The organism is Gemmobacter sp. 24YEA27 (assembly GCF_030052995.1).
Taxonomy (GTDB): Bacteria; Pseudomonadota; Alphaproteobacteria; order Rhodobacterales; family Rhodobacteraceae; genus Pseudogemmobacter.
Window position 1 is genome coordinate 2694276 of sequence record NZ_JASJPW010000001.1, and the last position, 22678, is coordinate 2716953.

20 protein-coding genes and 1 pseudogene are annotated in these 22678 nt (G+C 63.8%); 9 read left to right on the top strand and 12 right to left on the bottom strand.

What is annotated here, in order from left to right; all coding sequences use genetic code 11:
• Window positions 1-96 precede the first annotated feature (96 nt).
• Entirely contained in the window at window positions 97-654 is a 558-nt protein-coding gene (locus QNO18_RS13415; protein WP_283178063.1) for a YSC84-related protein, read from the top strand.
• A 6-nt stretch (window positions 655-660) separates the two neighbouring features.
• Entirely contained in the window at window positions 661-1230 is a 570-nt protein-coding gene (locus tag QNO18_RS13420) for a DedA family protein (protein ID WP_283178064.1), read from the top strand.
• Here QNO18_RS13420 and QNO18_RS13425 read toward each other — a convergent pair whose 3' ends face one another.
• On the bottom strand, window positions 1231-2097 hold the full coding sequence (locus QNO18_RS13425) for an NAD(P)-dependent oxidoreductase (protein ID WP_283178065.1): 867 nt from the start codon (window positions 2095-2097) through the stop codon (window positions 1231-1233).
• Window positions 2098-2181: 84 nt separating this feature from the next.
• Between QNO18_RS13425 and QNO18_RS13430 the strand changes: the two genes are divergently transcribed.
• Window positions 2182-4653 (top strand): penicillin acylase family protein, encoded by a 2472-nt coding sequence (locus QNO18_RS13430; RefSeq protein ID WP_283178066.1) that lies wholly within the window; start codon window positions 2182-2184, stop codon window positions 4651-4653.
• 71 nt (window positions 4654-4724) lie between these two features.
• Here the strand turns inward: QNO18_RS13430 and QNO18_RS13435 are convergent, their stop codons facing one another.
• From QNO18_RS13435 to dusB, 10 genes and pseudogenes are all read right to left on the bottom strand, one after another.
• Window positions 4725-5165, bottom strand: a complete 441-nt coding sequence (locus QNO18_RS13435) for a hypothetical protein (protein ID WP_283178067.1) — start codon at window positions 5163-5165, stop codon at window positions 4725-4727.
• Window positions 5150-6493: a GTPase HflX gene (gene hflX / locus QNO18_RS13440; protein ID WP_283178068.1), complete on the bottom strand. Its 1344-nt coding sequence runs from the start codon at window positions 6491-6493 to the stop codon at window positions 5150-5152. Before hflX ends, QNO18_RS13435 begins: the two co-directional genes overlap by 16 nt.
• A gap of 86 nt (window positions 6494-6579) precedes the next feature.
• Window positions 6580-6813, bottom strand: coding sequence for an RNA chaperone Hfq (gene hfq / locus QNO18_RS13445; protein WP_023664101.1), 234 nt, complete (start codon window positions 6811-6813; stop codon window positions 6580-6582).
• Between the two features lie 234 nt (window positions 6814-7047).
• Entirely contained in the window at window positions 7048-8631 is a 1584-nt protein-coding gene (locus QNO18_RS13450) for a potassium transporter TrkG (protein ID WP_283178069.1), read from the bottom strand.
• Window positions 8631-10007, bottom strand: coding sequence for a Trk system potassium transporter TrkA (trkA, locus tag QNO18_RS13455; protein WP_283178070.1), 1377 nt, complete (start codon window positions 10005-10007; stop codon window positions 8631-8633). Before trkA ends, QNO18_RS13450 begins: the two co-directional genes overlap by 1 nt.
• A 98-nt stretch (window positions 10008-10105) precedes the next feature.
• Window positions 10106-11521: a sigma-54 dependent transcriptional regulator gene (locus QNO18_RS13460; protein WP_283178071.1), complete on the bottom strand. Its 1416-nt coding sequence runs from the start codon at window positions 11519-11521 to the stop codon at window positions 10106-10108.
• Between the two features lies 1 nt (window position 11522).
• A complete protein-coding gene (locus QNO18_RS13465) occupies window positions 11523-13877 on the bottom strand; it encodes a PAS domain-containing sensor histidine kinase (protein WP_283178072.1) in 2355 nt (784 codons plus the stop codon).
• A 63-nt stretch (window positions 13878-13940) separates the two neighbouring features.
• A complete protein-coding gene (locus tag QNO18_RS13470) occupies window positions 13941-15320 on the bottom strand; it encodes a response regulator (RefSeq protein WP_283178073.1) in 1380 nt (459 codons plus the stop codon).
• Window positions 15321-15323: 3 nt separating this feature from the next.
• Complete coding sequence (locus QNO18_RS13475) at window positions 15324-16421, bottom strand: ATP-binding protein (RefSeq protein ID WP_283178074.1); 1098 nt, start codon at window positions 16419-16421, stop codon at window positions 15324-15326.
• Window positions 16418-17382: pseudogene (gene dusB, locus QNO18_RS13480) on the bottom strand (tRNA dihydrouridine synthase DusB). Before dusB ends, QNO18_RS13475 begins: the two are co-directional and overlap by 4 nt.
• Before the next feature lie 414 nt (window positions 17383-17796).
• Here dusB and QNO18_RS13485 point away from each other — a divergent pair.
• The 3 genes from QNO18_RS13485 to QNO18_RS13495 are packed head-to-tail and all read left to right on the top strand — an operon-like array spanning window position 17797 to window position 19975.
• Window positions 17797-18981 carry a bifunctional 2-C-methyl-D-erythritol 4-phosphate cytidylyltransferase/2-C-methyl-D-erythritol 2,4-cyclodiphosphate synthase gene (locus QNO18_RS13485; RefSeq protein WP_283178075.1) on the top strand — a complete coding sequence of 395 codons (1185 nt, stop codon included), beginning with the start codon at window positions 17797-17799 and terminating at the stop codon, window positions 18979-18981.
• The gene (locus QNO18_RS13490) at window positions 18978-19487 is read left to right on the top strand and encodes a phosphatidylglycerophosphatase A (RefSeq protein WP_283178076.1); all 510 of its coding nucleotides are present in this window, start codon (window positions 18978-18980) and stop codon (window positions 19485-19487) included. The genes QNO18_RS13485 and QNO18_RS13490 overlap by 4 nt, the downstream gene beginning before the upstream one ends.
• Window positions 19475-19975, top strand: a complete 501-nt coding sequence (locus QNO18_RS13495; protein WP_283178077.1) for a CinA family protein — start codon at window positions 19475-19477, stop codon at window positions 19973-19975. The genes QNO18_RS13490 and QNO18_RS13495 overlap by 13 nt, the downstream gene beginning before the upstream one ends.
• 83 nt (window positions 19976-20058) lie before the next feature.
• Here the strand turns inward: QNO18_RS13495 and QNO18_RS13500 are convergent, their stop codons facing one another.
• Window positions 20059-20526: a type II toxin-antitoxin system RatA family toxin gene (locus QNO18_RS13500; protein ID WP_283178078.1), complete on the bottom strand. Its 468-nt coding sequence runs from the start codon at window positions 20524-20526 to the stop codon at window positions 20059-20061.
• A gap of 249 nt (window positions 20527-20775) precedes the next feature.
• Between QNO18_RS13500 and hpt the strand changes: the two genes are divergently transcribed.
• The 3 genes from hpt (at window position 20776) to QNO18_RS13515 (ending at window position 22653) form a co-directional block, all read left to right on the top strand.
• The gene (gene hpt, locus QNO18_RS13505; protein ID WP_283178804.1) at window positions 20776-21291 is read left to right on the top strand and encodes a hypoxanthine phosphoribosyltransferase; all 516 of its coding nucleotides are present in this window, start codon (window positions 20776-20778) and stop codon (window positions 21289-21291) included.
• A gap of 183 nt (window positions 21292-21474) precedes the next feature.
• On the top strand, window positions 21475-21645 hold the full coding sequence (locus QNO18_RS13510) for a hypothetical protein (protein WP_283178079.1): 171 nt from the start codon (window positions 21475-21477) through the stop codon (window positions 21643-21645).
• A 90-nt stretch (window positions 21646-21735) separates the two neighbouring features.
• A complete protein-coding gene (locus QNO18_RS13515; protein ID WP_283178080.1) occupies window positions 21736-22653 on the top strand; it encodes a cytochrome c in 918 nt (305 codons plus the stop codon).
• Window positions 22654-22678: the final 25 nt, after the last annotated feature.

The following is a 22678-nucleotide window of genomic DNA, read 5'->3' on the forward strand; positions in this document are numbered from 1 at the left end:
CCGATGACAAACCGCAGATCCGCCGCTAGATTTAGCGGGAACGGGGCCGCAGAGCCTCTGCCGGATATGCCGGCAAAAACCATTGAGGGCAGAGCCATGGAAAAGATCACAAGACGCGCAATGCTGGCCGGAGCCGGCTCGGCCACGCTGCTGACCGCCGCCTGCGGCAATGGTGTCGGCTCGAATGGTGCGGCGCAGATCGATGCGCGGGTGGATGCGACGCAGAACTATCTCTTCGGCCGCTACCCCGGCACGCGCGAGCTGGCGTCGCGTGCCAATGGCGTGCTTTACATGCCGCTGATGACCGAAGCGGGTCTGGTCTGGGGCGGCGCGTTCGGGCGCGGCGCGCTCAGGATCCAGGGCGCCACGGTGGATTACTATTCCGCGACCAAGGCCAGTGTCGGCCTGCAGATCGGCGCGCAGCAATATGCCCATGCGCTGTTCTACATGACGCCGAACGCGCTGGAGGATTTCCGCCGCTCGACCGGCTGGGCCGCCTCGGCGGATCTGCGCTATGCCACGCCCGAGGAAGGCGCCTCGATCGGCAAGGCAACCACGGAAAGTGACCCGGTGGTCGCGCTGATCTTCGGCCAGCAGGGGCTGATTGCCGGCGCAACGCTTGCGGGCGTCAAATATACCCGCATCATTCCCTGATCTGCGATGACCCTTGAGGGCCTCCTGTCCCGCTGGGGTCTCGTCGCGGTCTTCTGGGGCTGCTTTTTCGAAGGCGAAACCGCCGCCATTCTTGGCGGCGTCATCACCCATCACGGGCTGAGCCATTGGGCGCTGACCGCGCTGAGCGCTTTCGCCGGCGCCTTCCTTGCCGATCAGATCTGGTTCCTGCTGTCCCGGCATATGCCGCGCGAGGGGCGCATCGGCAGCTGGCTGTGCCGGATGGCTGACAGGACAAAGGCAAGCTGGCTGCATCAATGGCTCGCGCGCCATCCGGACGGGCTGACGCTTGCCTTTCGCTTTGTGCCGGGGACGCGGATCGTCGGGCCGGTCCTGCTGGCGCAGACCGCGATGAGATGGCGGCGCTTTACCGCCCTGAATGCGCTGTCCTGCGCGGTCTGGGCGGTGCTGTTCACCGCTCTGGGCTATCATTTCGGGCGCGCGGTCACGCTGATGCTGGGGCGGCTGCACGGGCTGCATCTGGGACTGATGCTGATGATGATCGCCGGGATCGGCCTTGCGCTGCATCTGATCCTGCAACGCAAGGCAAGACGTTAATCAGCGCGGCAGGCGGCGGATCAGGCTTGAGGTGTCATTCCTGCCGCCGCCCATCAGCTGAACATCCTTGTAGAACTGATCGACCAGCGCGGTCACCGGCAGGCTTGCGCCGATCTCTTCGGCGGTTTCCAGGCAGATGTTCAGATCCTTGCGCATCCAGTCGACGGCAAAGCCGAAATCGAACCGGTCCTCCAGCATGGTCTGATGCCGGTTCACCATCTGCCAGCTGCCCGCTGCGCCCTGCGAGATCACCTCGACCACGGCCTTGCCATCAAGCCCGGCCTTTGATCCGAAGGCCAGCGCCTCGGAAAGACCCTGCATCAGCCCGGCGATACAGATCTGGTTGACCATTTTCGCAAGCTGCCCTGCCCCCGCATCGCCGATCCTGCGGCAGATCCGGGAATAGGCATCGATCACCGGGGCCGCACGGTCGTAATCGGCCTGAGACCCGCCGCACATGACCGAAAGGACGCCATTTTCGGCCCCCGCCTGGCCCCCCGAGACCGGCGCATCAACATAGCCAAAGCCGCGCGCCGCTGCGATCTCTGCCAGCTCTCGCGTCACCTTCGCCGAAACGGTGGTGTGATCGACAAAGATCGCGCCCTTCCCCATACCGGCAAAAGCGCCCTCTTCGCCCAGACAGACCTCGCGCAGATCCTCGTCATTACCGACACAGGCCATGACGAATTCTGCACCCGACGCCGCCTCTTTCGCACTCAGCGCCACATGGCCTTTGAACTTTGCCCCCCAGGATGCGGCTTTGGCCCCGGTGCGGTTCCACACCGTCACCTCATGGCCCTGCGCTGCAAGATGCCCGGCCATCGGGTACCCCATCACCCCCAGCCCGAGAAATGCCACCTTTGCCATGATCCGCTCCTGTCGCCGTGAATTGCCCTTGGTTTCGTGATGGACTAGGAACCCTTTGGACCAAGGACGTCAAGGACAGGCCGGATGCTCACCCTCTTTCGCTGGCTGATGCGGATTACCGCCGGGCTGCTTTTGCTTGCGGGCCTTGCCGTTCTGATCGGCTACTGGTTCCTGTCGCGCTCGCTGGTGGATTACAACGAGGGCTTCACCCTTGAGGGCATCTCGGCCCCGGTCGAGGTGGTCAGGAACAATGACTCGGTGCCGCATATCTTCGGCAAGAACGATCATGACACCTATTTCGCACTTGGCTTTGCCCATGCCCAGGACCGGCTCTGGCAAATGACCATGCTGCGCCGCACGGCCCAGGGCCGGCTGTCGGAAATTTTCGGCGAGCGGACACTGGCAGTGGATGAGCTGATCCGGCGCTACGATCTCTACGGGCTCGCGCTGGAATCGGTGAAGGCGCAGGATCCCGAGACGCTGGCGGTGCTTGAGGCCTATTCGGCCGGGGTGAACGCCTGGATCAATGAAGTGAACACGGGCGCGCGCGGGCGTGGCGCGCCGGAATTCTGGTTTTTTGCACCCGAGATCGCCGCCTGGGCGCCGGCCGATTCCATTGCGATCCTGAAGCTGATGGCGCTGCAACTGACCGGCATGGGGCAAAGCGAGGTCCTGCGTGCCCGCGCCTCGCTGGTGCTGCCGCCTGAACGGCTGGCCGATATCCTGCCGGAAGATCCGACCAAAGGCATCACCTCGCCCAGCTACGCGAGCCTTATCCCCGGCGTGCAGCCCGGCGACAAGCCGGTCGATTTCGCGCTCGGGCCGCTGTCGCCTCTGGTGGAGCCGGCGCTTTCGGGCGCGTCAAACGCCTGGGCTGCGATGGCGGGACGCTCGGCTGCGGGCGGTGCGCTTCTGGCGAATGATCCGCATCTGGGCTTTACCGCGCCGACGATCTGGTATCTGGCGCGGCTGGAATTGCAAAAAGGCGGCGTGATCGGCGCGACGATCCCCGGCATTCCGGTGGTAATGATCGGGCGCAGCGAAGAACTCGGCTGGGGCCTGACAACGGCCTATCTTGATGACCAGGACATCGTCATCGAAAAGCTGAACCCGGACAACCAGGAAGAATATCTGCTCCCCGATGGCACATATGAGCGCTTTATCACCCGCCAGAGCGTGGTGCGGGTCAAGGACGGCGCGCCGATCACGCTGACCCTGCGCTGGTCGAGAAATGGGCCAGTGCTTTCGGGCAAGCAATATGACCTGCAATCGGTGACACCCACCGGCCATGTCGCGGTGATGTCCTGGACTGCGCTTTCCCCGGCAGATACCTCGATGACGGCCGCCGTGCGGCTGATGTCGGCCAACACGGTCGCGGATGCGATCGAGGCCGGGCGGCTCTATGTCGCACCGGCGCAGAACTTGATGCTCGCGGGAAAAGACGGCATTGCGATGCAGCTGATCGGCGCCATGCCGATCCGTGACGCGGCCCATCCGAGCCAGGGTCGGATGCCATCGCCCGGCTGGGTCGAGGCCACCGGCTTCAAGGGGATCTTCCCCTATGAGGAAAATCCGCGCTTCGTGAACCCGCCCGAGGGCATTCTGGGGAACACCAATAACAAGACGGTCGACCGTCCCTTCCCCAATCATGTCAGCTTTACCTGGGGCGATACGCAGCGCATCCAGGCCTGGCTCGCGCTGATCCGCACCCGCGAGGTCCATACCCGCGAAAGCTTTATGGAGGCGCAGCTCGATACGATGAACCCGACGGCGCGGCTGTTGCTGCCGCTGATCGGGGCGGATCTGTGGTTCACCGGTGGGGCGGCAGAAACGGGCACAGCAGAGGAATTCCGCCAGCGCGCGCTCAAGCTGCTGGCGGCCTGGAATGGCGAGATGAGCGAACATGCGCCCGAACCGCTGATCGCCGAAGCCTGGCTCAGGGTGTTGATGGATCGGCTGATCCGCGATGAGCTCGGGCCGCTTGCGCAGAATTTCCGCCGCATCGACCCGGTCTTCCTCGAACGCGTCTATCGCAATATCGATGGTGCGGCGGTCTGGTGTGATGTGGTACAATCGGCGCCGGTCGAGACCTGCACCGATATGGCGCGGATGGCGCTGGACGAGGCGCTGATCGAGCTGAGCGAGACCTATGGGCGCAATATCGAAAGCTGGCGATGGGGCGATGCGCATCAGGCGACGCATGACCATCCCGTGCTGGGAAATATTCCCTTTGTCAGGTGGTTCGTGAATATCCGCCAGTCGACATCCGGAGGCGATGACACGCTGATGCGCGGTGTGACCAAGGGATCGGGGCCGGAACCCTATCTGAACGTCCATGGCGCCGGCTATCGTGGGGTCTATGATTTCGCCGACCCTGACAGCTCGATCTTCATCACGGCAACCGGACAGTCGGGGCACCCGCTGTCGCGCCATTATGATGATCTGGGCGAATTGTGGCGACGCGGCGAATATATCCCGATGTCGCTGGACCCGGACCTCGCCCATGCGGCGGCGGCGGGGGTGATGCTGCTGACCCCGGCTTCTGCGGCGGAATGAGCCACCGATCCCTCGCCGGACGACTGTTCCGGCGGGGGCATAATCGGTCAGGAGGAAGGGGCACGGGCGCCTCAGCGCGGGTGCGGCGCAAGGATCCAGAGCACGAAGGCGGCGGTCAGCGCGGCGATCATCGTGAACATGCCGGTGCTGTAAAACAGCGCGAAGCCGTCCCCCCAGCCGAAGGTGCCGCCGCTTACAGCCGTAAAGAATGTGCCGAGGCGGTTGCCGCCCCAGGCCCAGGCGGCGAGAAAGCCAAGGCTCATAAGGACGCGGCCGCCAAAGACGGTGAGCGCAACAACCGGCAGAACCGGCAGGGCCGCGATCAGGCATTCAAGCACGAGTCCGCCCGCCGTCAGCGGCAGGCCAGGCGTTTGCGGCAGCCCCTGCCCCGAACCGATCAGGCCCCGCGCCGCGCCAGAGGTCAGGATCATGAAATGCACGCCGGTCGCGAGGGCGGTACCGATCAGACCCGCCGCGAGGGCCTGCGTGAGCCTGGTCAGAGCCGCGCCCATTCCTGCGCCTGCCTTTCATTCCATTGCACGGTGATCTGCCAGCCTTCATCGGTCTGATCCTCGCGGACCACGACACCGGTCTGATGCAGCCAGGCGCGTTTGCGGCCCTCGCTGAAGCCAAGCGCCAGCGCTTCCTCGCGGCGCTCGGCCTCGAAACTGGCGGAAATGGCGGTCAGAAGATCGGGAACGCCCTCACCGGTGAGCGCCGAGATCACGAATGTATCGGGGCGGGTCGCAGCCTGGGCCGCAAGCGCCTCGCGGGCGCTCGGATCGACGAGATCGAGCTTGTTCCAGATCTCGAATTTCGGCGTCTCTGGCGGCACGCCGAGCGAAGTCAGGATCTCTTCGACATCGGCGGCCTGTTCGGCGGTCTCGGGATGCGAGATGTCGCGGACATGCAGGATCAGATCGGCAGAGAGCACCTCTTCCAGTGTGGCGCGGAAGGCGGCGACCAGCTGGGTCGGCAGATCCGAGATGAAGCCAACCGTATCCGAGAGGATCACGCGGCGACTGCCGCCAAGAGCTCCGGGGATTTCCAGCGCCCGCATCGTCGGGTCGAGCGTGGCGAAAAGCATGTCTTTCGCCAGCACTTCTGCCCCGGTCACCCGGTTGAACAGCGTCGATTTACCGGCATTGGTATAGCCGACCAGCGCCACTATCGGGAACGGCACCTTGGCACGGGCCGCGCGGTGCAATTCCCGGGTGCGGACCACTTTCTCAAGCTGGCGGCGCAGCCGGATCGCCTGTTCGTCAATGGCGCGGCGGTCGTTTTCGCGCTGTGTCTCGCCTGGGCCGCCGACGAAACCGAAACCGCCACGCTGGCGTTCAAGATGGGTCCAGGCCCGCACGAGGCGGGTGCGCTGATAGTTCAGCGCGGCCAGCTCCACCTGCAACACGCCCTCGCGGGTGCGGGCGCGATCTGCGAAAATCTCGAGAATCAGCGAGGTCCGGTCAAGGAGCTTGACCTTCCAGTCCCGTTCGAGATTGCGTTGCTGTACCGGCGTCACCGGCCCGTCGATAAAGACGAGACCGATATTTTCCGCCTTCAGCCTTTCGCCGATCTCTTCGACCTTGCCAGGGCCGAACAGCGTGGCGGGCACGGTTTTCGAAACCTTAACCACCTGGGACCAGACCACATCCATATTCGGAAGCGCTGCGGCAAGGCTGACGGCTTCGGCCAGACCATGTTCGGGAAGACGGCGGGTCTGGCGGCTGCGGATATCGGGATGCAGAACAACTGCCCGCGTCTTTTCAGTCGCGGTCAGTTGCCATTTGCTCCGCTCTGCCCTGAGCGCGGACAGGTCGGAGAACAGATCATCATCTTCCATCCAGCCGGAAGATCCGGGCGCGTCCTGAAATTCTGGCCCTTCTGAATTTTCAGGGGGATCGGATGCGGGATCGGAGGGCTTATTAATCAATCTTCGCCTTCATAAAGATTGATGGGCGCACCGGGCATGATGGTCGAAATCGCGTGCTTATACACGAGTTGCGATTGACCGTCGCGCCGCAGCAGCACGCAGAAATTGTCGAACCAGGTGATCACACCCTGCAGTTTGACCCCGTTGATCAGGAAGATCGTCACCGGAACCTTGGCCTTGCGGACATGGTTCAGGAAGGCGTCCTGGAGGTTCTGTTTATCGCCAGCCATTGTTTGTTTTGCCTTGCGCCTGGGCCCGCTTCACTTGCGGGTTTGAGAAATCCGGTGAGGCCGGCGGAACACCCGCATCAAGCCCACCTCGCCCGGATGCGGAAAAACCGACCGGGTTGCGCGAATAATAGGAATGTTGCGCATGGTTTCCAGAGATGAAATGCAGAATCTGCACCTGGTTGTGACCTGAGAGCGTCAGACTGTTGCGCAAAAGCCCGTCAAAGCCCCGACTTCTCAGCGCCCTGCCTTGCCCGACCATGGGGCTGACCAGCCTCCCGACCAGTTGCCCGGTGCGATCAGCGCGATCAGCGCCAGTGTCTCCACCCGGCCAAGCACCATGGTCAAAGCGAGAATCACCTTCACCGGGGCGGACAGCGCCGCCCAGGACAGCGGCTCGGCCCCGGCAAGCCAGGCGAGCTGGCCGGTGGTGGTCAGGGCCGAAAGGCAGAAGATCAGCGCCTCGGTGAACCGCAGTCCGAACAGGGTCAGCGCGGCGGTGATCAGGCCGACCGATATCGCGAAAAGCATAAAGAAAATCCAGGCGAACCAGGCGCCGCGCCCGGCAAGCCTGCGCGCCTCGGCGCCGCTGCCGATGGAATGCGGGTGGATGATGCGTTCCAGCTCGCGCTTGCCCTGGAGGCCAAGCGCCCAGACCCGAAGAAGCGTCACCCCGCCGGCGGTCGTCGCCACCCCGCCGCCGATGATCGCAAGCCCCATCAGCATCAGCCCCGGCGATCCCATCCCCGCCCAGTTGCGCGCCGAACTCCACCAGATGCTTTCATAGCCGGTGGTGGTCAGGAAGGAGGCGGCGGTAAAGAGAGATCCCCAGAAGGCGCGGATCAGCGCGGCAAGGCTCTCCTCGCCGCCCGCCCCGGCATCCGCCACCAGATGGCGGAGCAGCAGAACGACGACCACAAGCGAGATCAGGATCAGGCCGAGCCGGATCTCGGGATCCTGGCGCAGCGATCCATGCACCTGGCCTGGCAGGTTGAACGGCATCAGATGGCGGCTGAGCGCCAGCAGGAAGAAAAAGAAGATCAGCACCTCGCCCGCGAGGCCGGAATATAACACCGCCTGCCCCGTCCCCGCCGAGATGCCGCTGGTCGAAAGCGTTCCCATCGCATGGGTCAGCGCGATCAGCCCGTTTTCGCCCGCGATCAGCAACATGATCCACAGTGCGAAGGTCAGCCCGGCATAGACCGGCAGGATCGCTGAAGACGCACGGGTCAGCCGCTCGCGCGGGTCGGTCAACCCGCCGGCGCGGCCGATCAGCTGGCTCTTTTGCCCCGGAAGCTGCCCCGAGATCACCTCGGCCCCGCCGAGGTTCAGAGGTGCGAGCACCGCCCAGGCCGCGATCAGCACGAAATAGGCGCCGAGCCAGCCCGCCATCGCCCGCCACAGATGGACAGAAGCCGGCAGCCGGTCGGGTGCATAGCCGGTGGCGCCGGTGGTGGTGAAAGACGAGATCATCTCGAACCACAGATTGAGCAGCGTGGTGTCGCGGATCAGCGGCACCAGCGGCAGGGCGAAGGCGACAGGCAGAAGAGCATAGGTTCCCGCCAGTGCTGCCAGCTGACTATGGGCGGAATGGCGGCGCTTTGGGTCGCGGGTCACCATGGCCAGCATCACGGTCAGCACGACAAGGAGGAGCCCGGAATAGAAAAAGCTCTGCGCCGTGCGGTGATCACTCAGGCTTGCGGCATGGGCCGCCGGGATCCAGCACAGGACCCCGACGACGCCCAGAGCCAGCACCAGAAGCGGCACATCCCATAACAGCGGGCGCCTGCCACCCCGCGGGAGCCCGGCCAGCGGCCGCATCAGAAGAAATCAATCGAGACCTGGAACAGGCGCTCGACCTCGGGCACATCTTTCACCAGGGCAAAGACCGCGACCAGATCACCGGGCTCGATCCGCGTATCAGGTTCGGGTTTGAGCATCCGGTCGCCCTTCATCACGCCGCCGACCAGCACGCCTTCGGGGAATGCAATATCGCGGATCATCTTGCCAGAGATCGGAGAGGTCGACATCACCTGGGCCTCGATCATCTCGGCCTCGCCATCGCCGAGCGAATAGACGGCGCGAACGCGGCCATGCCGGATATGGCGCAGGATCGACGAGACCGTGGTCGCGCGCGGATTGATCCAGGCGTCGAGATCCAGCGCCGCCATCAAAGGCGCCATGGTCGGGTCATTGACCAGCGCGATGGTCAGCGGGCAGCCCGCCTGTTTGGCGCGCACCGAAACCAGAAGATTGGTCTTGTCATCATCGGTGACCACCAGAACGGCATCGGCCCGGTCCACCCCTGCCTCGGCCAGCAGATCCATATCCATCCCGTCACCATTCAGCACGATGGTGCGCGACAGCTGATCGGCGGCGGCCTCGGCAATCTGGCGGTTCTTCTCGATCATCCGCACCCGGACCCGGTCGGACCGCGCCTCCAGCGCCCGCGCCACTGTCAGCCCGACATTGCCGCCGCCGACTATGACGATCCGGTCCTGCTTATGTTCACGCTTGCCAAAGATCCCGAGGCTGCGGCTCATATCCTCGGTATGGACGAAGAGATAGATCTGATCATCTTCCAGCAGCTGATCTTCGGGATGCGGCGCGAAGAGCTTCTCATTGCGGCGCACCCCCACCACGATCGCCCGGAGCGAGGGAAAGAGGTCATTGAGCTGGCGCAGGGGCGTGTTCAGCACCGGGCATTCCGGACCAAGACGGATCCCCAGCAGATGCGCGCGCCCCGACATGAAAACCTCGGTGTCAAAGGTTTCGGGCGCAGCAAGCCGCTGCAGCGCGGCCTCGGCCACCTCAAGCTCCGGGCTGATGATCACATCAATCGCCAGCCGGTCGGTGTTGTAGAGATCGGAATAGCCGGTCTCAAGATAGTTCTGCGCCCGGATCCGCGCGATGCGGCGGGTGACATTAAAGGCCGAAGCCGCGATCTGACAGGTGACCATATTCACCTCGTCGGAATAGGTCGCGGCGATCACCATATCGGCATCGCGGGCGCCGGCTTTTTCCAGAATGTCGGGATGGCTTGCAAAGCCCACAACGCCCTGAACATCCAGAACCTCGGTCGCGCGGCGGATCAGATCGGCATTGGTGTCAACGATGGTGACATCGTTTTTCTCACCGGCCAGCTGGCGCGCAATCTGCCAGCCGACCTGGCCGGCGCCGCAGATGATGACCTTCATAGGGTTCTCCTCTGGCCTCGCCCGCCGTCATTTGCCCTGTTTCGCAAAGCGCTTCCGAAAGGTCAATTCCCCCCCCGGAGATGCTGCCCGGGCCGTGCTCAGCCCGCCTCGCCCTCCTGGAAGTCGTCATCGAAATAGGCGCTGCGGGTGCCGGATTTCGACGAGGTCACCACACCGAGGCTTTTCAGCTTCCGGTGCAGCGCTGAACGTTCCATGCCGACGAAATTCGCCGTCCGCGAGATATTGCCGCCGAAGCGGTTGATCTGGGTGAGAAGATATTCGCGTTCAAAAAGCTCGCGCGCCTCACGCAGGGGCAATGTCGCCACCGCGCCGCCCAGCACCATCGTTTCACCGGCGCCGCTGGCCCCTTCGGCCCCGGGCAGCTCACGCGCTTCAATCTCGTCGGTGCCCTCGCCGAGGATCAGCACGCGTTCGATCATATTCCGCAGCTGACGGATATTGCCCGGCCAGGACATGGTCTGCAGCATCGCCTCGGCATCAGGGCTGATCGGGCGCAAAGGCAGGCCCTGGCTGCGATGGAACCAGGCCACGAAATGGCGGGCGAGTTCGGGAATGTCATCGCGACGATCTGCCAGCGAGGGCACCGGAATTGGCACCACGTTCAGGCGGTCAAACAGCTCCTGGCGGAAACGCCCGGCGCGGATTTCCCCCGGCAGATCGCGCGAGGTCGAGGAGATCACGCGCAGATCGACCCGCACCTTGTCGCTGCCGCCGGCGCGGTTGAATTGCTGTTCGGTCAGCACGCGCAGGATCTTGGATTGCGTGCCGGTCGGCATGTCGCCGACCTCATCGAAATAGACCACGCCGCCATGCGCCTGTTCCAGAAGACCAGGCTCGATGCCGCGTTCCGGCGTTTCGCGACCGAAAAGCACCTCCTCCATCCGCTCCGGCTCAATGGTTGCCGAAGACACGGTGATGAAGGGCGCCGAGGCGCGGTTCGAGTTGAGATGGATATAGCGCGCCGCCAGTTCCTTGCCCGATCCCGGTTGCCCGGTCAGCATCACGCGGCCATTCGATTTCGTCACCTTGTCGAGCTGGGCGCGCAGCCCTTTGAACGCGGGGCTCGATCCGATCATCTCGGTCGAAGTCACGTCGCGGCGCTTGAGCTCGCTGTTCTCGCGGCGCAGCCTTGATGTCTCCATCGCCCGCGCAACAACCAGTACCAACTGGTCGATATTAAAGGGTTTTTCGATGAAATCGTAAGCACCCTGTTTGATCGCCGCGACCGCAATCTCGATATTGCCGTGCCCCGAGATGATGATCACCGGCACATCCGGGTTATCGCGTTTGACGGTTTTAAGAATGTCGATCCCATCCATCCGGCTGTCTTTCAGCCAGATGTCTAGCACCATAAGATCGGGCGCTTCTGTATTGATTTCGTTGATACAATCCTCGGAATTCCCGGCGAGGCGTATCGCGTAACCTTCGTCTTTCAGGATATCGCCGATCAGTTCGCGAATGTCCTTTTCGTCATCGACGATCAGAATGCTCATCTCAGCCTCCATTCCCGTTCCCGGGCCCGTTCTCAGGGGTCAATGCCGCCCCGTTCCGGGAGTTGTTTTCCGTTTTCTCAGCCGCAGCAGTCCCTTGCGGTGCCATATTGCGCCCCATCCGACGCCGGTTCAGACGCGGGAGCCTGATCTCGGCCATGGCGCCGGCATGGGTTTCCCCCTCGAAAACCGGCGCATCGGTGAGGGTCAGCGTGCCGCCATGTTCCTCGATGATCTTGCGCACGATCGGCAGGCCGAGGCCCGTCCCTTTGGCCCGCGTCGTGACATAGGGCTCAAACAGCCGCGCCCGGTCTTCCGGCAGGCCGGTGCCATTGTCCATGATGCGGATCACGCTTTCCGCCTCATCCCAGACAAGTGTAACGCGGATCTGCGGATGGTATCCCTCGCCTGCCCCATTTTCAATATGGGAGTCAGTGGCTTCTCCGGCGTTCTTGATAAGGTTTGTCAGGGCCTGGCTGATCATGGTCGCATCCAGATCCATCAGGAGCTGGCCCTCCGGGATCCCGGCGTCAAAGGCTACGCCGGGCTGACCCGCGCGCTGCAATGTCACCGCATCCCGCAGGATCGCCAGCAGATCGGTCTCGCGCCGGTCGGGTTCCGGCATACGGGCGAATTTAGAAAACTCATCAACAATGCGGCGCAAGTCATTGGTTTGCCGCACGATAACATCGGTGAGGCTCGCGAGCTCCTCGACATCCTGCACCTGTTTCGAGAATTTGCGCTTCACCCGTTCTGCCGAAAGCTGAATGGGCGTCAGCGGGTTCTTGATCTCATGCGCGATGCGGCGCGCGACATCACCCCAGGCCGCCATACGCTGCGCTGACACAAGGTCGGTCACATCGTCAAAGGCCACCACATAGCCTTCGGCCTCGCCACTGTCCGAGCGCCGCTCGCCCATCCTGACCAGCAGGCTCTCGATCTGGCCGCGCCGGGTGATGCGGATTTCCTCCTGCGCGACCTGGCCCGAGATCGCCTGCAGCGTCTCAAACAGCCCGGCGAATTCCGGCACGATCTCTTTCAGAAGCCGATCCTCGACCTCGTCGCCGAGATCCAGCACCCGCAAAGCCGCGCGGTTGATGAAATCCACCCGCCCGTCCCCGCCAAGGCCAATCACCCCCGCCGTCACATTCGACAGCACGGAATCGAACATCCGCCGGCGTTCCTCGGTCTCGGCATGGCTGGCCTCCAGCGCAAGCCGCTGGCCTTTCAGCTGCCGGGTCATGCGGTTGAAGATACGGCCCAGCATGGCGATCTCGTCATCGCCCTGCTCCTCGGCGACCTGCACGTCAAGATCACCTTCGCCGACCCGCTGCGCAGCGCCGGTCAGCCGCCCCACCGGGCGCGACAGGCGTTCGGCGAACCACAGGCCCAGCCAGATCGCGGCCAGGATCAGGATCAGTGCAAAGCCCAGATAGATGAAGCCGAAATTCAGCAGGAGCTTGCCGCGATCCGCTTCCAGCTGGGTGTAAAGCTTCACTGTCTCGGTCGTCTCATCGAGCAGCGAGAGGAGCCGCCCGTCCACGGCGCGCGAGACATAGAGATAGCGGTCGGCATAGGCGGGCAGCCGCACCAGCGCGCGGAATTCATTGTTCTGCCAGTCGGGGATCAGCACGACGCCACCGGCCTGGCTCTTTTGCAGATTCTCGGAAGAAATCACTTCAAAGTCAAAAAGATAAGAGCTTTCGCCCCGCGTCTTCAGCTGACCTGTGCCATCGACAAGATAAGCTTCTTTCAGCCCGCGCTGGATCTGTTCCTGCCCCTTGGCCAAAAGCGGCCGCAGCTGGTCATCGCGCAGCATTACGCTTTGTTCACGCGCAGCATTCAGATAGACCGCCAGCGCCATCGCATCCTGCGCAAGGCTCGCGCTTTGTTCGCCCTCATAGGCCTGGGCCGCCGCCAGCGACGCGCCCACCACCGAGCGGACACGCTCGGAAAACCAGCCTTCCAGACCGAGATTGACCGAAAGCACCGCGAAAACCGCGACGAGGATGGTTGGCACCAGCGCCATTCCGGCGAAAACGCCGGTCAGCCGCATATGCAGGTTCGACCCGGCCGAGCGGCGGCGGCGATCGGCCACCATCCGCATCACCCGCGCCAGCACCAAAGCCGCAATCAGCAGCACATAGACCAGGTCAGCAAGCAGGATCAGCCGCAACGCCGGCGAGTTGCCGCTATGGTTCATCGGCCCGAGGAGAAGGGAACTCGCCACCACCAGCACCGGGCCAAGGAAGACCAGCCCCAGGGTGAAGGCTGTCTGAATCCGTCGCTGCCGGCGCAGGCGCGAGACCCTTTGCCAGACATCGCGCTTCACAACCCGACCGGATTCAACTCCCGCCATCACCTTCAACATCTTGTGGACGGGTCCTTGTGCGACCCGTCTGCCACGCTTGATGTTGCGGTTTTACATCAGCTTGCGGCGCCGTGTCACGCGAATATCCAGATCGGTGATCTTCTTGCGCAAAGTATTGCGGTTTATCCCGAGAAGATCGGCACATCTTGCCTGGTTGCCGCCAGTCGCATCCAGCGCAATTTCGATCAGCGGCATCTCCACTTCACGCAGGATACGCTGGTAAACGCCGGGGGGTGGCAGCTGTCCGCCATGCAGATCGAAATAGCGTTTCAGGTGGCGCAACACGGTGGCGGAAAGTTTCTCACCCTCCATGACGCCACGGCTTGGCTCCGCCACCGGGAGTTGACCCAGCACCACCGCCACCTCGGCCCGGTTGATTTCAGTATCGGAGGCGGTGACCAGCAGACGGCGAATCGCATTCTCCAGCTGACGCACATTGCCAGGCCAGGAATGGTTGCGGATCAGCTCGCGTGCGTCGGGGGCCAGCTGGCGCGTGGTGCCGAAATCGCGCTCACCCCTCGATAGGAAATGTTCAGCGAGCAGCGGGATGTCCTCGACGCGCTCGCGCAGGGAGGGCACATGCAACGTCACCCCCCCGAGCCGGTAATAAAGATCCTGGCGGAAGCTGCCGGTCTCCATCCGACCGGCCAGATCGACCTGGCTTGTCGCCATGATCCGGGGCGCCTTGCCGGCCATCGAATCGTCTCCGAGCATATCGAGGAGCCGCACCACCCGCGCCTGGGCATCTTCGTCGAAATCACCGATCTCATCGAAGACGACCGAGCCGCCGCGCGCCTTCGCGATCAGCGAAGACGGGCCCTCGACCCCTTGCAGATCGCTCGCGGTCGCGGTGACGAAGGGCAGCGTCCGGCGGTCCGAAAAATCATGGATCGCGCGCGCCAGAAGGCTTTTACCGGTGCCCGACTCGCCCGAGATCAGCGCCGGAATATCCGTGTTCATCACCCGCGCCACCAGCCGGTAGAGTGCCTGCATCACCGGGGTGCGCCCAACCAGCGGCAGTTCCTCGGCCGGCTCGCGCACCGGCTGCACGACTGGGGCGGCGCGGCGTTTTTGCTCCAGCGCGCGGGCCGAGCGTTTCATGAGATCCGGCAGATCGAAGGGTTTTGGCAGATAGTCGAACGCCTCGGCCTCGGCGGCCTGAATCGCGGTCATGATGGTGTTTTGCGCCGATATCACGATCACCGGCAGGCCGGGCCGCATCCGGGCGATCCGCGGCAATGCGTCCAGCCCGTTGCCATCGGGCATGATCACATCCGAGATCACCAGATCCCCCTTGCCCTCTTCCACCCATCGCATCAGCGTCATCAGACTTGAGGTCGCATGCACCTTGCAGCCCGCCCGGGTCAGCGCCTGGGTCAGAACCGTTCGGATCGTGCGGTCGTCATCAGCGACCAGAACCGTTCCATCCATGGGTTACACCTCTTTCTTTGGTTCTTTGGGCACCATCGGCAGCGAGAGACGGAACACCGTTCGCCCCGGAACGGACTCGACCGAGATCCAGCCCTCATGGTCGGCGATGATTTTCGAGACCAGCGCGAGGCCCAGCCCGGTGCCGTTCTCGCGCCCCGAAACGAAGGGATCAAAGACCTCAGCCGCGATATCGGGCGGCAGGCCGGGGCCGTCGTCGATCACCTCGACATTCAAAGGCAGCGCGCCCTGGCTGCCATCCTTGCGGCGCATCCTCAGGCTTAAGTCATAGAAGGTGCGCAGCCGGATGGTGCCGCCCTTGCGCCCTGCAGCTTCGGCGGCGTTTTTGATCAGGTTCAGAAAAACCTGCATCAGCTGATCGGGATCGGCCCAGGTCGGCGGCAGCGAGGGGTCGTAATCCTCCTGGATCACCATATGCGACGCGAACCCCACCAGCCCCGAACGCCGCGCCCGGTCAAGCGCGTCATGGATATTTACCGCGCGGCGCTCCGGCGGGCGCAGATTGCCGAATTGTTCGACCTGCTCCAGCAATTTGACGATGCGCCGTGTTTCTTCAACGATCAGATCGGTCATCTCGCGATCTTCCGGCGTCAGCGACATCGACAAAAGCTGCGCGGCACCGGCGATGCCTGCGAGCGGGTTCTTGATCTCATGCGCCAGCATCTCGGCCATGCCGATCGCCGATTTCGCCGCCGTTTTCGAAGCCCCTGCCCGGCCGAGCCGGTCCGCGATCTCGCGCGGGGAAAACAGCAGCATGAGGTAATCCGGCTGATCATGCATTGGCGCGATATGGACCGAACATTGCACCGGAGGGCGGTCGCCGCTGGTCACATCGGCATTGTTGATCTTCATCGGCGCCTGATTGGCGCGGGCGCGCAAGAAGGCTTCCTCCATCGGCGCGTCGATCATGACGCGGTCCAGCACCGGCTGGCCGAACAGGGATTTCGCCGAGGCGTTCAGAAAGCTCTCCGCTGCAGGATTGGCCTCGCGGATCATGCCATCCGGCCCGATCAGCAGGGCCGGCAGGGGCAAAGACGCCCAGATCACGCCGGGAACCGGCCAGGGAGAGCGATAGCTGCTCATGCTGCCTCCTCTGTCTCGCCGAAGGCGCGCAGGATCAGGTCGCGGACCAAAGCGGGGTCGGTGGCGGTCAGTACTGCCTCGCGGGCATGCTCCATCCCGGCCTCTTCCAGATACCAGCCAAGATGCTTCCTTGCGCAGCGCAGACCCAGTTGCAGCCCGTAGAAATCGAGCATCTCGTCGTAATGCCGGACGATCATCTCGCCCCGCGCCAGTCCCTCGGGGATCACCGGCGCGGGCGTGCCATAAAGCGCATGCGCGATCTCGGCCAGCCGCCAGGGCGCACCCTGGGCCCCGCGCCCGACCATGACACCATCCGCACCCGACAGCGCCAGCGCCTCGGCAGCCGTGGCCGCATCAATAATGTCGCCATTCGCGATCACCGGGATCGTCACCGCCTCTTTCACGCGGCGGATCGCGGCCCAGTCGGCCTGGCCTTTGTAAAACTGACAGCGGGTGCGGCCATGGATCACCACCATCCTCACCCCGCCTGTTCGGCGCGCGCCGCCAGGTCAGGCGCATTCAGCAGATGTTCATCCCAGCCCAGCCGGGTCTTGAGCGTCACCGGCACTTTCACCGCGCCAACCACCGCCTCGATCAGCCCGACCGCAAGGTCGAGATCCTTCAAAAGCGCCGAACCGCAGAGCCCCGTCGTCACCCGCTTTGACGGGCAGCCCATATTGATATCGATGATTTCAGCGCCCTGCCCCTCGCACCATTTCGCGGCCTCGGCCATCAATGCGGGCTCGCGTCCTGCCAGCTGGACCGAAGTGATATTCTCGCCAAAGCCCAGCTCTGCCCGCGCCCGCGCTTCGGGACGGTTCCTGAGCACCTCATCCGAGGCGACCATTTCCGACACCACAAGCCCCGCGCCGAAAGACCCTACCAGCCGCCGGTTCGGCAGATCAGTGATCCCCGCAAGCGGCGCCAGAAACACCGGCGGGTAAAGGATATGCGCCCCGATAGCCACTGCGCCAGGCGTCACTGCGGCAGGCGTCACTGCGGCGGGCGTCACTGCGGCGGGCGTCACTGCGGCGGGCGTCACTGCGGCGGGCTTCACTGCGGCGGGCGCCGCAGGCAGATCCCCTTGCGAAGGACCGTTTTCCAGAGTGCCAGGGGTCAAAGCCAAGGTCGGGTTCCTTTTATCTCAGGGAAAGTGCTATTGGGGCTCCGGCATAGTTCCAAGGCAGATGCCCGGATATTTCGCGGGCAGACCTGCACCGGAATGAAGAACTGCACAATAATTAATCACCCTTGCCCGCATTTTGGGCAATGACGCGCAGATTGCCAGCATGCTTTCCCTGGCCTAAAACCGCCGCAACAGCCCCAGTCCAAACCAGGCAAAAACTCTGTGTCCCATCCCCAGATCGTATCACATATGTCGGAGCCTGGTCCCGCCGGCGCAGCGCCGAAGACCCTGGTGGTGATCACCGCCGCCGGGCGTGGGCAGCGGGCCGGCGGCGGGGTGCCGAAACAATGGCGCCTTCTCGCCGGAGAACCGGTGCTCGCCCATACGCTGCGCGCGTTTCAGGGCTTTGATCTGGCGCTGGTGATCCATCCCGATGACCGCGAGACCGCCGCCGGAATTGTCGCCGGAATTGCGCCTGGGGCACCGCTGATTGAAGGCGGCGCCACGCGGGCGGCATCGGTGCGAAACGCGCTCGAAGCCATGGCGGGCCAGGGGTATAAAAGGGTGCTGATCCAGGATGGTGCCCGGCCGCTGACCAGCCCCGCACTGATCGCGCGGATGCTGGCGGCCCTCGATCACAACAGGGCCGCGGCCCCTGCGCTCGCGGTCAGCGATGCGCTCTGGCGCGGCGAAAGCGCGGTTGTGACCGGCCTTCAGCCCCGTGACGGGCTCTGGCGCGCGCAGACCCCCCAGGCCTTCCACTTTGATTCTATCCTCGCCGCGCATCGCGCCGATGCGGCAGGCCAGGCCGCCGATGATGTCGAACTTGCCCTCGCATCCGGGATTGAGGTCTCGATCGTCGAAGGCGAGGAAGACAATCTCAAACTCACCTTCCCGCCGGATTTCCCCCGCGCGGAACAGATCCTCGCGCAACGGCGCGGAAAGGAAAGCAGCATGGATATCCGCATGGGCAATGGCTTTGACGTCCATGCCTTCACCGAGGGCGATCATCTCTGGCTTTGTGGTGTAAAGATCCCGCATGACCACGCGCTTTTGGGTCATTCCGATGCTGATGTCGGGATGCATGCGCTGACGGATGCGATCTATGGCGCGCTGGCAGAAGGCGATATCGGCCGGCATTTCCCGCCTTCGGATCCGCAATGGAAGGGGGCTGCAAGCCATATCTTCCTGCGTCACGCTGCAGGCCTTGCCCGGGACCAGGGCTTCGCAATCTCGAATTGCGACGTGACCCTGATCTGCGAGCGCCCGAAGATCGGACCACATGCCGCATCGATGCAATCCGCCCTCGCGGCTATCATGGGGCTCGACGCAAGCCGGATCAGCGTCAAAGCAACCACCTCGGAGCGGCTGGGCTTTACCGGCCGCGAAGAAGGTATAGCCTCCATCGCAACCGTGGTATTGGTGAAAGCATGATTAACCTGACCGCCACTTTCTTCGGCCTTGGCCATCTTCGTCCGGCTTCGGGCACCTGGGCCTCGCTGGCGGCGGCACTGCTGGCGCTGCTGGCGATGAACCAGGGGCTTTACTGGCTGGTGCCGGTGGGGGCGGTTCTGGCGACATTGCTCGGCTTCTGGGCGGTGCCGCTTTACCTGCGCGGCACAAGCGACACCGACCCGTCCGAAGTGGTGATCGACGAGGTCGCCGGCCAATGGATCGCGCTGAGCTTCACCGCCATTCCGGCAATGAATCACAGCCTTGACATCGGGCTCTGGTGGGGCGCCTGGCCAGCCTGGGTCGTGCCTTTCCTGCTGTTTCGCCTTTTTGACATCTGGAAACCCTGGATCATCGGCCAGGCCGACCGGCGCCATGATGCCACCGGCGTCATGCTCGACGACGTCCTTGCAGGCCTGTTCGCCGGCATCGGATCGGTCATCCTTGCCGGGCTTTATCATGCGGTGCTGCAGCCATGGCTGATGTGATCGCAAGCCTCGCCGAAGCCGTGCTGCAGGAAGCCCGCGCGCGCGGGCTCAGGATCGCCACAGCCGAAAGCTGCACCGGCGGCCTCGTATCGGCCGCGCTGACCGATATTCCCGGCTCCTCCGATGTCGTCGACTGCGGTTTCGTCACCTATTCCAATGAGGCGAAACAGACGATGCTTGGCGTGGATCAGAGCACCCTCACCCGTTTCGGTGCCGTCAGCCAGGAGGTCGCGCGAGAAATGGCCGAAGGCGCGCTCCGCCAGTCCCGCGCCGGTCTCGCAGTCTCGGTCACCGGCATCGCCGGCCCCGGTGGCAGCGAGCACAAGCCCGAAGGCCGGGTCTGTTTCGGCCTCGCGACAGCCGGCCGCATGACACTCACCGAGACCCGCGATTTCGGCGCCCTGGGGCGCAGCAATGTGCGCAAGGCCGCCACCGAATACGCGCTGCGCCTCCTCCTTAGCGCCGCCGCCCCGTCTGCCAGAGCCTGAGCAGGCAAACCAGGACTGCTTCCTGCTGACCTAAGCCCGTAAGGGCGCGCGATTTTACGCCTCCGCCCTCACTGACGCGTCCGCTACCCGCCTGCGCCGTAAAGCTCTGCCGCGCGCCGCTCGAACGCCCGCACGATCCGCTGCATCGCCTCGTTGAAAACCAGCCCGATCACACCTTGCAGGATCGCATTGCGGAACTCGAAATCGACAAAGAACCCGACCTCAGAGCCTCCTTCCTCCAGATCGCGAAACTCCCAGGTCGACCGCAGATACCGGAACGGACCGTCGATATATTCTGTTAGGATCCGCTTTTCGCCGCCCAAAAGCATGACCCGGCTGCCAAAGCGTTCGCGAAACACCTTGAACGAGATCACCAGATCGGCCTCGATCACGGTGTCGCCCCCGGCGCCGCCCTCGACCGGTCGGCGCGACTTGATCCGTGCCGCCGCATTCCAGGGCAGAAATTTCGGATAGTTCTCCACATCGGCGACGAGATCGAACATCTCTTGTGCCGACCATGGCAATTTGCGGGTCTCTTGATGTCTGGGCATGTCTGATAATCTTGCGGATACACCCCCATCTCACCGCTCGACCGCCGGAATTCAACCCCATTGCGGGAGTTTCCGCTTTCCCCCACCCGCTTTCGGGGTGAAAAGAAATCATTCCGCCAGAACCGAGCGCCAGCCATGACCGATCCCACCAAAACCCAGCCTGCCACCAGAGCTCCGGCATCCGAACCTCCGGCGCTCGAGACCCCGGCCCTCGAAACCCCGGCGGGGCGGCCCTATGTCATCGACCAGATGATCAGCCCCAAGGCGATTGCTGCGCGGATCGAGACGCTGGCGCGCGAAATCACCGCCGCCTATCAGGGAACCGGGAAGCTGGTCGTGGTCGGCCTGTTGCGCGGCTCTTTCGTCTTCATTGCAGATCTGGTGCGCGAGCTGGATCTGCCGGTCGAGGTCGATTTTCTCGAGGCCTCCTCTTATGGCAATTCTACGCATAGCTCGCGCGAGGTGCGAATCCTCAAGGATCTGCGCGGCGAGATCCAGGGCCGCGATGTGCTGGTGGTCGAGGATATCGTCGATACCGGCCACACGCTTACCCATGTGAAAAACCTTTTGATGTCGCGGCTGCCGCGCCGGCTCGAGATCTGTGCGCTGCTTGACAAGCCGTCACGGCGCGAGGTGCCGATCCGCGCCACATGGACGGGATTTGAGATCGCCGATGAGTTTGTTGTCGGCTATGGAATTGATTTTGCACAGAGAAACCGAAACCTTCCCTATATTGGAAAGGTCAGATTCACCGACGGTGCCTGAGCATTGCCCGCAGGTTCCCGGCAAGGTCGCCGGCGAGCGCAAAGGGCACGCCGCCGGGCTACGTGACATGAACGATTTCGGTCGCGCCAGCCGCCATTCCGGTGGTCTTACCCCGGTGCCTGAAGGGAATGGCGTCCTGATTATATCCCGACAAAGGGCGAATACCGCGATGAGGGAGTGTCGATGAATATCACCGTCTGGCTGTTGCGCGCCAAACGCTGGGCACAGAACCCGCCGCCAATGAAGCGGGTGCTGCTGGTGCTCGGCGTGATCGCCGCCTGCCTTGCCTTCGCGGCCTTTGAATGGATCTGGGGCTGGCCGGACTGGCTCCGGGTGAACAGGATGCGGTTCTGAACGCTACACGAAACCGCGCTGACAAATGGCGCTGACAAACCGGCCTGAGCGGTCCAGGATGGGGGAAAGCCAGCCCGGAAAGGCAAGCCGATGCCACGAGCCTCCCATCCCCTGCGCCGCGCCACTTTGATCCTGGTGTCAGCCGCTGCGGTTGCAGCAGCCGCTTTGACCTGGGCCACATTGCCCGCCCCGCATGCGGCGGACGCTATGGAGGGGCTCACCGGTGATGCCGAAGCCGGTCGGCTGGTCTTCCTCGCCACCGGCTGCGCGTCCTGCCACCTTGCGCCCGGACAGGAGAACAGCGCCGATGACCGGCCGGTCCTTGCCGGCGGCCAGGCCTTCCCGTCGCAATTCGGCACGTTTTATGCGCCAAATATCAGCCAGGACAAGCAGTATGGCATCGGCGCCTGGTCTGCCCTTGATCTTGCCAATGCCCTGACCAGGGGCGTCTCGCGTGGCGGCGAACATCTCTATCCGGCGCTGCCTTACGCCTCTTATACGAAGCTCGCCCTGCAGGATGTGGCCGACCTTGACGCCTGGCTGAAAACCCTGCCCTCCGATCCGACACCCAGCCTCGCGCATGACCTGAGCTTTCCCTTCAGCCAGCGCTGGCTGCTGGGCGGCTGGAAGCTCCTGTTCCTGCGCAGTGACTGGGTGGTGACCGGCGATATGACGCCTGAGGAAGAACGCGGCCGCTATATTGGCGAGGCCATGGCGCATTGCGGCGAATGCCATACACCGCGCAACCTTTTCGGGGCGATGGACCGCTCGCGCTGGCTGGCTGGCGCGCCAAATCCCTCGGGGCGCGGGCAGATCCCGAACATCACCCCCGCCGCCCTCGACTGGAGCGCGGAGGAAATCGCCGATTATCTGACCACCGGCTTCACCCCGGATTATGATTCCGTCGGCGGCCATATGGCGCATGTGGTCGAGAATTTCGCCCGTCTGCCCCCGGAAGAGGCGGCAGCCGTCGCGGCCTGGCTGAAAAAGGTCGCGCCGGCAGAGTGAGCCGCCCCTGGGCGGCCCGGGTCAG

What these genes read in the sequence shown, in the direction of transcription:
- QNO18_RS13465 (WP_283178072.1), bottom strand. Translation starts at nt 13,877, where the DNA reads ATGGCGGGAGTTGAATCCGGTCGGGTTGTGAAGCGCGATGTCTGGCAA.
- QNO18_RS13515 (WP_283178080.1), top strand. Translation starts at nt 21,736, where the DNA reads ATGCCACGAGCCTCCCATCCCCTGCGCCGCGCCACTTTGATCCTGGTG.
- QNO18_RS13435 (WP_283178067.1), bottom strand. Translation starts at nt 5,165, where the DNA reads ATGGGCGCGGCTCTGACCAGGCTCACGCAGGCCCTCGCGGCGGGTCTG.
- hpt (WP_283178804.1), top strand. Translation starts at nt 20,776, where the DNA reads ATGATCAGCCCCAAGGCGATTGCTGCGCGGATCGAGACGCTGGCGCGC.
- QNO18_RS13490 (WP_283178076.1), top strand. Translation starts at nt 18,978, where the DNA reads ATGATTAACCTGACCGCCACTTTCTTCGGCCTTGGCCATCTTCGTCCG.
- QNO18_RS13495 (WP_283178077.1), top strand. Translation starts at nt 19,475, where the DNA reads ATGGCTGATGTGATCGCAAGCCTCGCCGAAGCCGTGCTGCAGGAAGCC.
- hfq (WP_023664101.1), bottom strand. Translation starts at nt 6,813, where the DNA reads ATGGCTGGCGATAAACAGAACCTCCAGGACGCCTTCCTGAACCATGTC.
- trkA (WP_283178070.1), bottom strand. Translation starts at nt 10,007, where the DNA reads ATGAAGGTCATCATCTGCGGCGCCGGCCAGGTCGGCTGGCAGATTGCG.
- QNO18_RS13485 (WP_283178075.1), top strand. Translation starts at nt 17,797, where the DNA reads ATGTCGGAGCCTGGTCCCGCCGGCGCAGCGCCGAAGACCCTGGTGGTG.
- QNO18_RS13510 (WP_283178079.1), top strand. Translation starts at nt 21,475, where the DNA reads ATGAATATCACCGTCTGGCTGTTGCGCGCCAAACGCTGGGCACAGAAC.
- QNO18_RS13500 (WP_283178078.1), bottom strand. Translation starts at nt 20,526, where the DNA reads ATGCCCAGACATCAAGAGACCCGCAAATTGCCATGGTCGGCACAAGAG.
- QNO18_RS13425 (WP_283178065.1), bottom strand. Translation starts at nt 2,097, where the DNA reads ATGGCAAAGGTGGCATTTCTCGGGCTGGGGGTGATGGGGTACCCGATG.
- QNO18_RS13420 (WP_283178064.1), top strand. Translation starts at nt 661, where the DNA reads ATGACCCTTGAGGGCCTCCTGTCCCGCTGGGGTCTCGTCGCGGTCTTC.
- QNO18_RS13450 (WP_283178069.1), bottom strand. Translation starts at nt 8,631, where the DNA reads ATGCGGCCGCTGGCCGGGCTCCCGCGGGGTGGCAGGCGCCCGCTGTTA.
- hflX (WP_283178068.1), bottom strand. Translation starts at nt 6,493, where the DNA reads ATGGAAGATGATGATCTGTTCTCCGACCTGTCCGCGCTCAGGGCAGAG.
- QNO18_RS13475 (WP_283178074.1), bottom strand. Translation starts at nt 16,421, where the DNA reads ATGAGCAGCTATCGCTCTCCCTGGCCGGTTCCCGGCGTGATCTGGGCG.
- QNO18_RS13470 (WP_283178073.1), bottom strand. Translation starts at nt 15,320, where the DNA reads ATGGATGGAACGGTTCTGGTCGCTGATGACGACCGCACGATCCGAACG.
- QNO18_RS13460 (WP_283178071.1), bottom strand. Translation starts at nt 11,521, where the DNA reads ATGAGCATTCTGATCGTCGATGACGAAAAGGACATTCGCGAACTGATC.
- QNO18_RS13415 (WP_283178063.1), top strand. Translation starts at nt 97, where the DNA reads ATGGAAAAGATCACAAGACGCGCAATGCTGGCCGGAGCCGGCTCGGCC.
- QNO18_RS13430 (WP_283178066.1), top strand. Translation starts at nt 2,182, where the DNA reads ATGCTCACCCTCTTTCGCTGGCTGATGCGGATTACCGCCGGGCTGCTT.